The organism is Buttiauxella sp. WJP83, from assembly GCF_027594725.1.
In the GTDB taxonomy this organism is placed as follows: Bacteria; Pseudomonadota; Gammaproteobacteria; order Enterobacterales; family Enterobacteriaceae; genus Buttiauxella; species Buttiauxella selenatireducens.
On the sequence record NZ_CP110080.1, the window covers coordinates 123,931 to 137,930 of the forward strand.

General features: G+C 52.0%; 10 protein-coding genes. 5 read left to right on the forward strand and 5 right to left on the reverse strand.

The genetic code is table 11. The features are described 5' to 3' along the window. Positions 1-9 precede the first annotated feature (9 nt). Together livF and OH773_RS00560 are read left to right on the forward strand one after the other, a co-directional pair. Entirely contained in the window at positions 10-723 is a 714-nt protein-coding gene (livF, locus tag OH773_RS00555) for a high-affinity branched-chain amino acid ABC transporter ATP-binding protein LivF (protein WP_270146015.1), read from the forward strand. A 110-nt stretch (positions 724-833) separates the two neighbouring features. Beyond that, the gene (locus OH773_RS00560; protein WP_270142063.1) at positions 834-1,103 is read left to right on the forward strand and encodes a hypothetical protein; all 270 of its coding nucleotides are present in this window, start codon (positions 834-836) and stop codon (positions 1,101-1,103) included. 14 nt (positions 1,104-1,117) lie between these two features. Here OH773_RS00560 and fumA read toward each other — a convergent pair whose 3' ends face one another. Both fumA and OH773_RS00570 read right to left on the reverse strand, forming a co-directional pair. Continuing rightward, positions 1,118-2,770, reverse strand: coding sequence for a class I fumarate hydratase FumA (gene fumA / locus OH773_RS00565; protein ID WP_270142065.1), 1,653 nt, complete (start codon positions 2,768-2,770; stop codon positions 1,118-1,120). A 57-nt stretch (positions 2,771-2,827) separates the two neighbouring features. Beyond that, complete coding sequence (locus tag OH773_RS00570) at positions 2,828-4,339, reverse strand: anion permease (protein ID WP_270142067.1); 1,512 nt, start codon at positions 4,337-4,339, stop codon at positions 2,828-2,830. A gap of 637 nt (positions 4,340-4,976) precedes the next feature. Here OH773_RS00570 and OH773_RS00575 point away from each other — a divergent pair. Beyond that, the gene (locus OH773_RS00575) at positions 4,977-7,754 is read left to right on the forward strand and encodes a flavocytochrome c (protein WP_270142069.1); all 2,778 of its coding nucleotides are present in this window, start codon (positions 4,977-4,979) and stop codon (positions 7,752-7,754) included. Between the two features lie 95 nt (positions 7,755-7,849). Continuing rightward, positions 7,850-8,803, forward strand: coding sequence for an FAD:protein FMN transferase (locus OH773_RS00580; protein ID WP_270142071.1), 954 nt, complete (start codon positions 7,850-7,852; stop codon positions 8,801-8,803). On the opposite strand, the gene dcuR is transcribed toward OH773_RS00580, so the two are convergent. Beyond that, positions 8,784-9,503 (reverse strand): two-component system response regulator DcuR, encoded by a 720-nt coding sequence (gene dcuR, locus OH773_RS00585; protein WP_270142073.1) that lies wholly within the window; start codon positions 9,501-9,503, stop codon positions 8,784-8,786. The two genes, OH773_RS00580 and dcuR, sit on opposite strands and share 20 nt — an antisense overlap. After that, entirely contained in the window at positions 9,500-11,101 is a 1,602-nt protein-coding gene (locus tag OH773_RS00590) for a sensor histidine kinase (RefSeq protein WP_270142075.1), read from the reverse strand. Before OH773_RS00590 ends, dcuR begins: the two co-directional genes overlap by 4 nt. Positions 11,102-11,275: 174 nt before the next feature. On the opposite strand from OH773_RS00590, the gene OH773_RS00595 reads away from it, so the two are divergent. Continuing rightward, entirely contained in the window at positions 11,276-12,196 is a 921-nt protein-coding gene (locus OH773_RS00595; protein WP_270142077.1) for an N-acetylmuramic acid 6-phosphate etherase, read from the forward strand. A 101-nt stretch (positions 12,197-12,297) separates the two neighbouring features. Here OH773_RS00595 and OH773_RS00600 read toward each other — a convergent pair whose 3' ends face one another. Continuing rightward, positions 12,298-13,632 carry a 2-hydroxycarboxylate transporter family protein gene (locus OH773_RS00600; RefSeq protein WP_270142079.1) on the reverse strand — a complete coding sequence of 445 codons (1,335 nt, stop codon included), beginning with the start codon at positions 13,630-13,632 and terminating at the stop codon, positions 12,298-12,300. Positions 13,633-14,000 lie beyond the last annotated feature (368 nt).

Here is a 14,000-nt window from a genome sequence, read left to right on the forward strand (position 1 = left end):
GAGACAAAGATGGAAAATATCATGTTGTCATTTGACCAGGTGAGCGCCCATTACGGAAAAATTCAGGCGCTTCACGAAGTCAGTTTACATATCAAACAGGGTGAAATTGTTACCCTGATTGGCGCGAATGGTGCGGGTAAAACCACGCTGCTCGGTACGTTGTGCGGTGACCCGCGCGCTTCCAGTGGCAAAATCACCTTTGATGGCAAAGACATCACCGACTGGCATACCGCTCGCATCATGCGTGAAGCGGTGGCGATTGTGCCGGAAGGTCGTCGGGTGTTTTCGCGAATGACGGTGGAAGAGAACCTCGCGATGGGTGGCTTCTTTGCTGACAAAGACCAGTATCATGAACGCATCAAACGCGTTTACGAACTGTTCCCGCGCCTGCTGGAGCGCCGCATTCAGCGTGCAGGTACCATGTCCGGCGGTGAGCAGCAGATGTTGGCCATTGGTCGTGCGTTGATGAGCCAACCGCGCTTGTTGTTGCTGGACGAGCCATCGCTGGGTCTAGCGCCCATCATCATTCAGCAGATTTTCGATACCATCGAACAACTGCGCAGCGAAGGCATGACTATCTTCCTCGTCGAGCAGAACGCCAACCAGGCGCTGAAGCTTGCTGACCGGGGCTATGTGCTGGAGAACGGCCATGTCGTTCTGGAAGATACGGGTGATGCGTTGCTGGCTAACGAAGCGGTGCGTAGCGCCTATTTAGGCGGTTAACTGTTGCTACGATAGGTTAAATCTCGTTCATCCTGAGAAGCCGCCATGTTATTTTGAACTGGCGGCTTTTTTTATCGCCGACAAACTTGAGTGACGATAAGGAAATCGAAATGAAATATCTGTTTTTACTGCTGTTAGCGTGTGGACACCAGGTGTTTGCAGTTGATAAACCGCACGATTTTAACCCCGCAGATCCTGGTATCTGGCAAGAAAAACCAAAGCCTGACGTTGTCCGAGAAAAAGAGCAGCAGGACGAGTTGTGTCAAACTTTCCCTAATGCCGCCTGCCCGACCAAGGGTGATAATCAGACAGACATTCAACGTGAACAACAGCGTCGTGAAGATAAGCGTCGCAATCGCCTTCACGAAGAAGGCGATTGAGTGTGTCGTGGAGATTAGCCGCGTGACGGGCATCCGCCACACGGTGTTGACAGGATCTGCTGGTAGAAGTCGTTACCTTTGTCATCGACCAGGATAAACGCAGGGAAATCTTCCACTTCAATTTTCCAGATAGCTTCCATACCCAGCTCCGGGTACGCCACACATTCCAGACTCTTAATACTTTGCTGCGCTAATACGGCTGCCGGGCCACCGATGCTGCCCAGGTAAAAACCACCGTGTTTGTGGCAGGCATCCGTCACCTGCTGGCTACGGTTACCCTTCGCAAGCATGAGCATACTCGCGCCGTGCGATTGCAGCAGATCCACATAAGAATCCATGCGGCCAGCCGTGGTCGGGCCTAACGAACCGGAAGCGTAACCGTCTGGTGTTTTAGCCGGGCCGGCGTAGTAGATCGGGTGATCTTTTACGTATTGCGGCAGCGCTTCACCGTTATCCAACAGTTCTTTGAGCTTCGCGTGGGCAATATCACGCGCCACGATGATGGTTCCGCTGAGGGCAAGGCGAGTGGCGACCGGATGCGCTGACAGGCTTTCCAGAATCTCTTTCATCGGCTGGTTCAGGTTAATGCGAACCACCTGCCCCTCGCCCTGCTGACGCAGCTCTTGCGGAATATACTGCCCAGGATTGCTTTCCAGTTTCTCAATCCAGATACCGTCGCGGTTGATTTTCGCTTTGATATTACGGTCGGCAGAACAGGAGACGCCCATGCCAACCGGGCAGGATGCGCCATGGCGCGGCAGTCTGATAACCCGAATATCGTGGGCAAAGTATTTGCCGCCGAACTGGGCACCCAGCCCGAGGTTCTGCGCTTCTTGCAGCAATTGTTGTTCCAGTTCTACGTCGCGGAAGGCCTGGCCGTGTGCGTTGCCTTCGGTTGGCAGGCCGTCGTAGTAACGCGTCGAAGCCAGCTTAACGGTTTTCAGCGTGGCTTCAGCCGACGTCCCGCCAATAACAAATGCGATATGGTAAGGCGGGCAAGCCGCGGTGCCGAGGGAGCGCATCTTCTCAACCAGATAGTTTTTCAGCTTCGCCGGAGTGATGAGCGCTTTCGTTTCCTGATACAGATAGGTTTTGTTGGCGGAGCCGCCACCTTTTGCCATGCACAGGAATTTGTACTCATCGCCATCCACACTGTAGAGATCGATTTGCGCAGGCAAGTTGGTGCCGGTATTCACCTCTTTATACATATCCAGTGCGACGTTCTGCGAATAGCGCAGGTTGTCTTCGGTATAGGTGTTGTAGACACCGCGCGCCAGCGCCGCCTCATCGCCGCCATCGGTCCATACGCGGTGGCCTTTTTTGCCCATAATAATCGCGGTGCCCGTATCCTGGCAGGTCGGCAAAATCCCCTTTGCGGCAATTTCGGAATTGCGCAGGAACTGAAGTGCCACGTATTTATCGTTATCGCTGGCCTGTGGATCGTGAAGGATGGAGGCTACTTGCTGCTGATGAGAAGACCGCAGCATAAAGGCTGCGTCGTGGAACGCATGCTGTGCCAGCAAGGTCAGCGCCTCGGGTTCGATTTTCAATACTTCCTGGCCGCCAAACTCGCTGGTGGAGACATGTTCACGGCTGAGCAGATAGTATTCGGTTTCATCTGATGCCAGCGGGAAGGGGTCCTGATAGACAAACGGTTTATTCGACATAGCTCACTTACTCCATAAAGATAAAAACCGCCGGAGAAAGACCCCGACGGTTATGAATCAGAACATCATGGACATCCACGGATAACCAATCAGCAAAAGGGCGGCGAGGAAGATGGCCCCAAAAATGCTGCCAAGGCGCCAGTAATCTTTGGTTGGCAGATAACCACTGCCGTAATAAATCGGACTCGGGCCTGTGCCGTAAGGCGTGATGATGCCCATTACACCCAGTGAAGTGACCATCAGCAGGACGAAGACATTCATATTCATCCCTGGGATTGTCGCGGCAATAGTCAGCATGGCGGGCAAAAGCGCGGTGGTATGCGCGGTCGTACTGGCAAAAAGATAGTGCAGCAGATAAAACGCCAGCAGCAGCACAACGGTTGCGACACCTGGTGAAATACCGTGCATTAACTCACCGCCTTCTTTACCGAGCCAGGCGATGAAACCTGTGGTTGAGAGGCCATCGGCAAGGGCGACCAGCGTGGCAAACCAGGCGAAAGTGTTCCATGCGGCTTTATTGCCCGTAATATCTGTCCAGGACAAAACGCCCGTCCACAGCATCAGCACGATAATCAGCAGCGCGGCCATGGCTGGCTCAATCCACTCAGCAGCGAAAATCCACATCATCAGCGCGGAGCAAACAAACACCAGCAACAGAATTTCATTGCGTGACAGTTTGCCGAGCTTTTCCAGTTCACGATTGGCCCACAGCGGGACTTCGTTGTTGATCTTCACCTCTGGCGGATAAAACCAGTAAGCGAGCAATGGCATGGTCAGCAGCAGCAGAATACCCAGCGGCAGGAAGGCGATAAACCAGGTGCCCCAGGAGATCGTGATACCGACAATACTTTTCACCAACGCCAGCGCCAGCAGGTTCGGGGCCAGTGCCGAGAGGAACATCGAGCTTGTGATACAGGCGGCGGTAATGGCGACCCACATCAAGTAGGAGCCTATCCGGCGCGCGCTTGGGTCGTTGGGTTTTGAACCATACAGCGGTGGCAGGTTAGCGATAATTGGGTAGATAGTACCGCCGCTACGTGCGGTATTCGACGGGGTGAAAGGGGCTAATAACAGGTCGGCAAAGGCAATGGCGTAGCCCAGTGTCAGGCTGCGACGTCCGAGATATTTCACCAGAATCAGCGCCAGACGGCGGCCAAACTGGGTCTTATCGTAGCCTGCGGCAAACATAAAGGCGCCGAAAATCAGCCAGACCGTGGAGTTGCCGAAGCCGCTCACCGCCCATTTAAAGGATTGCCCGGCCAGCTTGAATTTCGGATCAGCCAGTTGTTCAGGGCTGAACAGAAGCCATTGGCTGAACAAGGCGATGACGACCACGCCAGTGATACCAATAACCGCGCCTGGTAAGGGTTCAAAGATTAAGCCGACAATCACCCCGACAAAGATGGCGAAGTAGTGCCAGGCGTAGGGAGGTAACCCTTCTGGTACAGGAACGAAAAGTAAAAGTACGGCCACAATAATAGGGAGCGCCATCATCAGCAGGCGTTTTTGATTCCCCGCTTTCGGACTGGCTGCGCCGGCTGGCGGTATCGCTGTCTGTTTATCTTTCATTTTGAGTATCTTCAAGTAGTTAAAAATACGTTGATATCAGGGAATAATCAGTCTGGTTTTTTTAGTTTAAAAACTTTCTTTAATTATAAATGACTAAATCGATTTATTCCTGACATGGCAATTTAGCGCATTAAAATGTGCGTTAAATAAAAATTGGTATTATTTATATATTGCACCTTCATACTGCATTGCAATTGATTGAGATCAAGAAAAACAGGTGGTGACGACTTTTTATTTATTAATAGTTATTCGATGTGGTGAGTGACCTATTCTTTTTAAAATAGCTCTAAATGTTAAGAGATGCTGCTTCTAAGTGATGGGTTATTTTATGTGATTTGGTATAACTTACTGATATTGATTGGGTTAATTACGCATATTGTATGGATTTTTCTTTGGGGAAAGTATCTAAATTGTTATCAATAATTTACTTTCCATGGTGGTGTTATTTAAAAATAATAATACAAAAGGGGTATTGTTGTTATTGGTGGTATTAAATAGTTTTTTAACTAACGTAATTAATTTGGTAACTAAAAAAAGAGTTATATTAATGCTATGACAAAAGGAAAGAAAAAACATAACTAAAAATATTTCCGTCACCCTATTCTGAGTTTCAATATTTAAAATCTGGAGTTTCAATATGACCAGTAACGATCGTATCTTGCATCCTTTTACCCTACCCAATGGAATTGAGCTGAAAAACCGCTTATTAATGGCACCGATGACAACCTGTACAGGTTATTATGACGGCACGGTGAGCAGCGAACTGGTGGAGTATTATCGCGTTCGGGCGGGCAGCATTGGTGGGGTCATCGTTGAGTGTTGTTTTATCGATGATCTCGGCCTGGCGTTTCCTGGCGCTATCGGCATTGATAACAATGAAAAAATAGCCGGTCTGGCAAAAATCGCAGAAGCCATCAAGGCTGAAGGATCCAAAGCGATTTTGCAGATTTACCACGGTGGCCGGATGGTGGACCCGCAGTTAATTGGCGGACGAACCCCCGTTGCACCGAGTGCTCTGGCGGCACCGCGTGAAGGCGCTGTTGTTCCGCGCGCCCTGACCGGTGATGAAGTCGAGGGCATGATAGCGAAATTTGGTGAAGGCGTACGCCGAGCCATTCAGGCCGGTTTCGACGGCGTGGAAATTCATGGCGCCAATACCTATCTGATCCAACAATTCTATTCACCTAACTCTAACCAACGCGACGATGAATGGGGCGGCAGCCGTGACAATCGCGCGAAATTCCCGCTGGCCATCCTGGAAATCACTCACAAAATGGCGCGCCAGTACGCCGACGATGCTTTTATTATCGGTTATCGCTTTTCACCCGAAGAGTTGGAAATTCCCGGGATTCGCTTTGATGACACCCTCTATCTGCTAGAAAAACTGGCCGCACGCGGAGTGGATTATTTGCACTTCTCCGTTGGTGCATCGTTGCGCCCGTCGATTGTTGATACCACTGACCCGACCCCGTTAATTGAAAAGTACTGTGCGATGCGTTCTGAGACGCTGGCACAAGTGCCGGTGATGGGCGTCGGCGGTGTGGTGAATGCAGCAGATGCAGAACAAGGGGTGGAACATGGCTACGACCTGATCGCCGTGGGCCGCGCTTGTATCGCGTACCCAGACTGGACGGCACGCATTGCCCGTGGCGAAGAGCTGGAGCTGTTCATCGACAGCACCCAGCGTGAAGCGCTGCATATTCCCGAGCCGTTATGGCGCTTCTCGCTGGTGGAAGCGATGATCCGGGACATGAGCATGGGCGATGCCAAATTTAAACCGGGCGTGTTCGTCGAAACCGTGCAGGACGACGTGAATGAACTGGTTATCAATGTGAGTCTTGAAAACGATCGCATTGCCGACATCGAACTGGCCTCAATGCCGGAACAAAGCGTGGCATTTACCACCAGCTTTGAAGAGATCCGCGATCGCATTTTGTCTGCTAACACTCCGCACATTGATGCGATTTCTGGCGCGACCAGCCAGAGCGAGGCGGTGAAAAAAGCGGTATCGAAAGCGATGCTGAAATCCAGCAAAGCGCGAGTGGCGGAAGAAGGCGGTGATGACAATTCACCGAAAAGCTACGATGTGATCGTCGTCGGCAGCGGCGGCGCAGGTCTTGCGGCGGCGATTCAGGCTCACGATGACGGGGCGAGCGTCCTCATCGTTGAAAAAATGCCGACCCTCGGCGGTAACACCATCAAAGCGTCAGCCGGGATGAATGCCGCAGAAACGCGTTTCCAGCGCGTGAAAGGCATTCATGACAGCAAAGAAAAGTTCTACCAGGAAACCCTGATCGGCGGGAAAAACAAAAACAATCCAGAACTGCTGCATCGTTTTGTTGAAAATGCACCGGAAGCCATCGAATGGTTGGCGCATCGCGGCATCATGCTTAACGATATCACCACCACGGGCGGGATGAGCATCGACCGTACCCACCGTCCACGTGATGGATCGGCGGTTGGCGGCTATTTGATTAGCGGGCTGGTGCGCAATATCACCAGACGCGGCATTGATGTGATGCTGGATACGTCGGTGGACGAGATCCTGACCGATAACGGCGCCGTGAGCGGTGTGCGCCTGTTGACTGATGAGCAAGAACGCATTGTGGTGCAGGCGAAAAGTGTGGTGGTTGCCACCGGCGGCTTCAGCGCTAACAGCGAAATGGTCGTGAAATACCGCCCTGACCTGACCGGTTTTGTCACCACCAACCACAAAGGGGCCACCGGCGGCGGTATCGCACTGTTAGAGCGAATCGGCGCAGGCACCGTGGATATGGGCGAAATTCAAATCCACCCGACGGTCGAACAGCAAACGTCGTACCTGATTTCCGAATCGATTCGCGGCGGTGGCGCTATTCTTGTGAGCCAGCAAGGGCAGCGGTTCTTCAACGAAATGGAAACCCGCGATAAAGTCTCGGCGTCGATCATCGCACTGCCAGAGCACTATGCTTACATCGTCTTTGACGAACATGTGCGGGCGAAAAACAAAGCCTCAGATGAATACATCGCCAAAGGCCTGGTGACGAGTGCGAGCTCGCCACGGGAACTGGCGGAGAAGCTGGGAATGGATGAGCACGCTTTCCTCGCAACACTTGAGCGCTATAACGGTTTTGTGGAAAAACAGTGTGATGACGACTTTGGCCGTACCACCGCGTTGCGTGCGCCAGTAAACGAAGGGCCATTCCACGCCATTCGTATTGCGCCTGGGGTTCATCATACGATGGGCGGCGTGACGATAAATGCCGAAACAGAAGTGTTGAATGCAGACCATCAAACCATCCCTGGCGCCTATGCGGCAGGGGAAGTGGTGGGTGGCATCCACGGTGCTAACCGTATCGGGGGGAACGCGGTGGCGGATCTTATTATTTTCGGCACCCTGGCTGGGGGGCAAGCGGCGAAGCGCGCCAGAGCCTGATACTCAGCGAGTGTAGACCGGGTGAGCGTCACGCGAACCCGGCAACACCCCGGCGGCACTTTGCCAGCCGGGGCTACAGCAGAGGAGCCACAATTATGCCCACCGACGAACGTCTCTATAGCTATTGCGCCGAACTGATGGGCTCGCCCATTCTTCTCAAACTCTACTCCCACGATGAAGCGCTCGCCTCCCGCATCTTCCAACTGATTAAGCGTTATGAAGATTTATTCACGGTTAACCGTGCGCAATCTCAGGTGATGAGCATCAACCATGCCGCCGGGCAGCATCCGGTCACCGTCAGCCGTCCAGTTTATGCACTGATTAAATGCGCGAAGGCCGCCAGCATGGCGCAGGATAGCGCGTTCAATCTGGCGATTGGCCCGCTGGTGAAGTTGTGGCGTATTGGCTTTCAGGGGCACCGCGTGCCGTCAGCCGCAGAAATTGCTGAGCGGCTACCGCTGACGCACCCGCAGGATGTGATTCTGGATGATGAGACGTGCAGCGTTTTTCTTGCGCAGGCAGGGATGGAGATAGATCTCGGCGCGATTGCCAAAGGCTACATTGCCGACAGGGTTCGTGACGCTCTTCGCCAGCAGGGGGTGAGTGACGCGCTGATTAACCTCGGTGGTAATGTGCATACCCTGGGGAACTGGTCTGTTGGATTAAAAAAACCGTTTGCGCCTGGCGATGCGCTTATTGGCAGTATTGAGGTCGCGAGCCAGTCGGTCGTCACCTCTGGTGTTTACGAGCGTTACTTCGAGCAGGATGGTAAACGCTGGCACCATATCCTCGACCCACGCAGCGGTTATCCGCTGGATAACGAACTCGACAGCGTGACGATTATTTCCGCCAACTCTCTTGATGGTGATATCTGGACAACGCTGATTTACGGCCTTGGCGTGGAAAAAGGTTGTGCGGCACTCCGGCATCATGAGGATATCGAGGCGATTTTTGTGACCAAAAATCGCGACGTTATCCTCTCTTCGCAGCGTCATTTCCGCTTTTCGTTGCTCGACGACAGCTACCGGCTTACTGGCTGTACTGCTTAAGCAAGTTGTATTGTTCGGCAACCAGTCGATAGCGGTACACCGGACGGCCAGTGGCACCATAATGAATGCTGGTATAAAGAATGTTAATTTGTGCCAGCCAGATCAGATATTTACGGCAAGACACGCGGGAGATAGTGACCGCAGCTGCAAGCTCATCGGTGGAAAACTCAGAGCCAGGATGGTTATCAATCCACTGACAAATGGTGCGTAGGGTTTGTGCCGTCAGCCCTTTTGGCAAGCGACGGTCGTCAGTGCTTTCCGGGCTAACTCCATGCATCAAGCGATCGACTTCCACCTGCTCATAGTACGGCTGGTTGGTCATCAGCTTGCGCTTCTCCCGCCACGCGTTCAGAGCCTCTTCAAAACGAGGGAACTGGAACGGTTTAATCAGGTAGTCCACCACGCCATAACGCAGGGAGGTTTGCACTGTGGTGGCATCGGCTGCGGAAGTAATCATGATCACATCGATGGCGCGGCCAGAGGCACGGATCGTCGGCAGGAGATCCAGCCCGCTGTGCTGTTGCATATAAACATCCAGCAGCACCAGGTCTATCTCAAGTGCAGGGTCGCTGAGCATTTCTTTTGCCTGGGGTAGCGTTGAGGCTGTGCCACAGCAGCGGAAACCGGGAACTCTGGCCACATACATGCGGTTAAGTTCGGCCACCATGGCATCATCATCAACAATTAGTACATTTATCATGTTGGAATCCTATTACTGTCCCAGGGAAGATGAACAAAAAATTGGGTATACACTCCGGGTTCAGATTCGACAGAAATACTGCCGCCCAATGTGTTTAATTGTTGGCGGGTAAGGAACAGCCCGACACCACGGTTTTCACCTTTCGTTGAAAAACCTTTCGCGAAGACAGCCTCAATGTTGGCCTGCGCAATCCCCGGGCCGTCATCGCTCACTTCGCCACTTAGCCAACCATTCTGATAATGCAGCAGCACAGTGACTTCGCCTTCTGGCTGTTCACTCATCGCATCCAGTGCATTTTCAATCAGATTACCGAGCGCCGTCACCAGCGCCGTTACCTGTTTCTCATTCACGCTATCAGGCACCAGGCTCTCTTCTGCCAGCGTCAGGGTGAAGCCCAGTTCTTTAGCGCGATGTATTTTTCCAAGCAGAAAACCCGCCACGACTGGCGCTTTGATTTGATGCTGAATCGCGCCGATATCCGCCTGGTAATTATGGGCAGTTTGCAGCACGTATTCTTCAAGCTTGTCGTAACTCTTCATATTCAACAGGCCGAGGATAACGTGCAGTTTGTTCATGAATTCATGAGACGTGGCGCGCAAGGCATCGACATAATTCACCATGCCATCAAGACGTTGAAGTAACTGGCTGACTTCCGTTTTGTCACGGAACGTACTTATCGCACCGACGATGGTTCCTTGATGATGAATGGGAACGGTATTGCTGATAAGCAGCAATCCATTGCAGGTAAGCTCGCGGTCATAAATGGGTTTGTCATGCTCTAACACTTCCTGGAGTTCTGCCAGCAGTGGCCCTTCATCGACCTCGTTGTTAGGTGAGGATTGCAGCATTTTTCTGGCTGCTGGGTTAACCAGCGTCACCTGACCGTGTTCATCCACGGCCATTACCCCTTCTTTTAACGAATGCAGCATCGCCTGGCGTTGCTTGAGCTTGGCTGAAAGAGCATGGGGCTCATGTCCCAGCAGTGCACGTTTCAATACGCGCACCAGACTCAGTGTGCCGAGCGTACACACCAGTGCACTGAACAGTACGGTGAATAAGACGTTCCTGCGGCTGCGCGCGAGTTGTTCGTCCACTTTGCTCAGTGGAACACCGACGGCGACGACACCTATCTGCTGGCGCTGGTCATTATAGACGGGCGTATAGACGCGCAATGCAGGCCCCAGTGCGCCATTGTTTATCGCGACATTTTCTTTGCCTTTCAGCGTGGGGTTGATGTCATTACCGATGTAATGCAGCCCAATGAGCTGACTATTGGGATGCGAGTGGCGAATCCCGTTCATGTCGGTCACGACGGCGAAAAGCAAATGGTTGCGCTTCATTGCAGCGAGCGCCAGAGGTTGAACGATATTGCAGCTGGGTGGCAATGTCAGACCGCGTTTGACCTCTGGCATATCGGCAAGGGTTCGCGCGACAGCCAATGCCGTATCTTTCAATCCGCTACGCGTCGCATTGCTGATTTGTGCAAACCACAGAGAGAACACCAACAACAATACAGTGCCAAGCACACTGCAAATCATAAGCGTCACCGTTGTGCTGAGTTTCATCGGGCGCTTACGGGTGGGTGATAAAACGGTCATGTCGGTCCAGAAGAGTCACGTCGAAGTGTCAATTATCGCAGATGGGGATGGGTACTTAAAGCCGTGCAAATCAAGCAAAACGGCCTTCAGAGGCGGGGAAGCGTGACCCTACTCGCAGGACTGGCAGATAAATATCCCTATAGTATGTGCGGACCCTTTAAATGGAGGTTTTTTATGAGCAGTAAGCCAACCGGTTCAGTGATGGGACGACGTAATAGCGCAACGGAAAATATCGATAAACTCGCCACAGAAGAAATGCTGGCAACAATCCAGAAAGACGATCGCGAAATCAACAATGCGATAGCCAACTGCTTGCCGACGGTCACCCGTTTAGTTGACCATGCGGTGGCGACTTTCAGCCGGGGTGGGCGTGTCGTTATCGTCGGTGCAGGTGCCTCAGGGCGCGCGGCGATGCAGGTGGTATGTGAGTTTGCCCCTGAACCACATCATGGGCTTATTGGGTTGATTGCGGGTGGCCCAGAAGCAATGTTGCAGGAGCTGGAGGCTGCCGCAGGCGATTACGACCGTGGTATCAACGACTTGCAGGCCATTCATTTTAACCAAAATGATATGCTGCTTGGCCTGTCGGTCAGCGGTAAAACGCCATGGGTATGGGGTGCGCTCCGTTACGCGGGGTCGCTTGGCGCGCCAGTGGCGGTTATCACCCAGGATGCCGGGAGTGAAGTGGCACAACTGGCGGATATCGTGATTGCGCCAGATACCGGGCCGGAAGTGGTGGTGGGATTTGGGAATCCAAAAGCTCGGCTGGCTCAGCGGCAGATCCTCACCATGCTCTCGACGGGGTTGGCGATTCGCACTGGCAGAGTTTATGGCAATTTGCGGGTCGATATTAACGCATCCAGCACCCGTTGGGCGGAGCGGCAGATAGCCATTGTGATGGAAGCGACGCACTGTTCTCGCGCACAAGCGAAGGAGACGCTGGGAAGCTGCAATCATGACTGTCGAACAGCGATTCTGATGTTGTTGACCGGGCTGGACGTCTGGAATGCGCGGGATGTGCTGGCTGAAAACAGCGAACATCTGCGGATTTCCCTTGAGGAGGCTAAACGTCGGTCTGTCCAAAAAGCGTCGTGATATCAGCTAAAAGTATCGGGTCATGGATGATAAAACGGTGAAAGCATGTTGATGCCTTCACCGTTTTTTTGTGCCTGATGGGCAGAGTCAAGAAGGGGGGATTACATGATCCATCCCAGCAGCAATGTTGCGGCGATGACGGTTGATGCCCCGCCAATACGGGTCGCAATTTGCGCAAATGGCATCAGAGACATACGGTTTGATGCTGACAGAATCGCCACATCGCCTGTACCGCCCAAACCACTGTGACAGCAGGTAACGATAGCCGCTTCAATCGGGTACATATTCAGGCGAGAAGCAATGAAAAAGCCGCTCAAAGACATGGTGATGACCACTGAACCGCACACCACGACATAGCCAACGGAAAAGACAGAAACAACGCTTTCCAGTGGGACATACAGCATTCCAAGCCCAATCATCAGCGGCCAGACTAATGCTGCCGAGACAAATTTGTAGCAGCTATGCGCACCCATCTCCATCGCTGACGGGATCAATTTTGCATATTTACAGAAGACAGCTGCCAGGATCATCAACACCGGCCCTGGAATGTGTACCAGTTTCTCAAACAAGCCGCCAACGATGAAAAAGGCGCAAATCATCAATAACCCGGCACCCATCAGGTGGAAATCAGTTTGTTGGGAGCCTTGAGTCTGGGCAAACAAACTGTTGTCTTCGCGGCTGCGGATCAACATCCCATTACCGGTTAGCGACGGGCGACGGCTGCCAATACGGGCCAGAACACCTGCGCAAATAATCGCGAAGATATTACCTACCACAGCGGCAGGAGCCAGTTGCGCGACATACACATCCGGGGTTTGACCCAGGATTGCGGAATAGGCGAGTGAAAGTGGCAGAATCCCTTCACCAATGCCCCCACCGATAATCGGTACGATGATAAAGAAGAAGGTATGGTAGAGGCTGTAGCCGAACATTGAACCGACCAGCAGGCCGGTGGCGATCGCTGTACCGGTTCCCACAACAAGTGGCACAAACATACGGATCATGCCCTGAATGAGGATTGTCCGGTTCATCCCTAAAATGCTACCCACCACTAAACAGGCAATAACAAAATAAAGCAGGTTCGCTTCTTTCATCAGCAGGTGCACGGTCGCCATTGTTTGTTCTTCAAACAGACCGTAATAGACCAACACGGAAGGTACCATCAGGCATAATATTGCCGGGCCGCCAATGTCTTTAAGTACGGGGATCATGCGGCCTATTTTTGCAAAAGAAAAACCCAGGGTCATGATGATAGCCAGGCCGCCAATCATATTTTTGGGAAGCAACCCGGAGGCACCTGAAACGGCAACAATAGCGGCAATAACAACGAACAACAGGATGGGTACGGAACCGACTTCCATATTACCCAGAAGTCGCAGCGATTGCCCACCTGAGGCGGGTTTTTCAATGGGATGATTTAGTGGGTTATTTTCCATATCTGTTACCTGATTTTATATTAATAAATAATGTAGGGGAGGGCAAAAATAATAGAGTAATAAAAAATAAAAGTGACGTAACAATTAAATCACTATGCAACGATTTCGCTGAGAAACTAACATACGGTATGGTAATTAAATAGCCCGGATATTTTTATTTTGATGGTTTTGTGATGCTGGTGGAATGTTCTATTTAAATAATTTAATTCTTATTTTTGTAAGTAAAGTTACTGAGTGAGGGCGGCAGTCGCGCAAGCACAATGCGATAATTATATTTGTAAGTAAAGTAGTTGCCATGAAAGTATTTAAACAAGAGCAAGTGTGATTTTAATCACCCTACTCTCAAAGTGGGATCGTTAAATTACCCA

What these genes read in the sequence shown, in the direction of transcription:
- livF (WP_270146015.1), top strand. Translation starts at nt 10, where the DNA reads ATGGAAAATATCATGTTGTCATTTGACCAGGTGAGCGCCCATTACGGA.
- OH773_RS00560 (WP_270142063.1), top strand. Translation starts at nt 834, where the DNA reads ATGAAATATCTGTTTTTACTGCTGTTAGCGTGTGGACACCAGGTGTTT.
- fumA (WP_270142065.1), bottom strand. Translation starts at nt 2,770, where the DNA reads ATGTCGAATAAACCGTTTGTCTATCAGGACCCCTTCCCGCTGGCATCA.
- OH773_RS00570 (WP_270142067.1), bottom strand. Translation starts at nt 4,339, where the DNA reads ATGAAAGATAAACAGACAGCGATACCGCCAGCCGGCGCAGCCAGTCCG.
- OH773_RS00575 (WP_270142069.1), top strand. Translation starts at nt 4,977, where the DNA reads ATGACCAGTAACGATCGTATCTTGCATCCTTTTACCCTACCCAATGGA.
- OH773_RS00580 (WP_270142071.1), top strand. Translation starts at nt 7,850, where the DNA reads ATGCCCACCGACGAACGTCTCTATAGCTATTGCGCCGAACTGATGGGC.
- dcuR (WP_270142073.1), bottom strand. Translation starts at nt 9,503, where the DNA reads ATGATAAATGTACTAATTGTTGATGATGATGCCATGGTGGCCGAACTT.
- OH773_RS00590 (WP_270142075.1), bottom strand. Translation starts at nt 11,101, where the DNA reads ATGACCGTTTTATCACCCACCCGTAAGCGCCCGATGAAACTCAGCACA.
- OH773_RS00595 (WP_270142077.1), top strand. Translation starts at nt 11,276, where the DNA reads ATGAGCAGTAAGCCAACCGGTTCAGTGATGGGACGACGTAATAGCGCA.
- OH773_RS00600 (WP_270142079.1), bottom strand. Translation starts at nt 13,632, where the DNA reads ATGGAAAATAACCCACTAAATCATCCCATTGAAAAACCCGCCTCAGGT.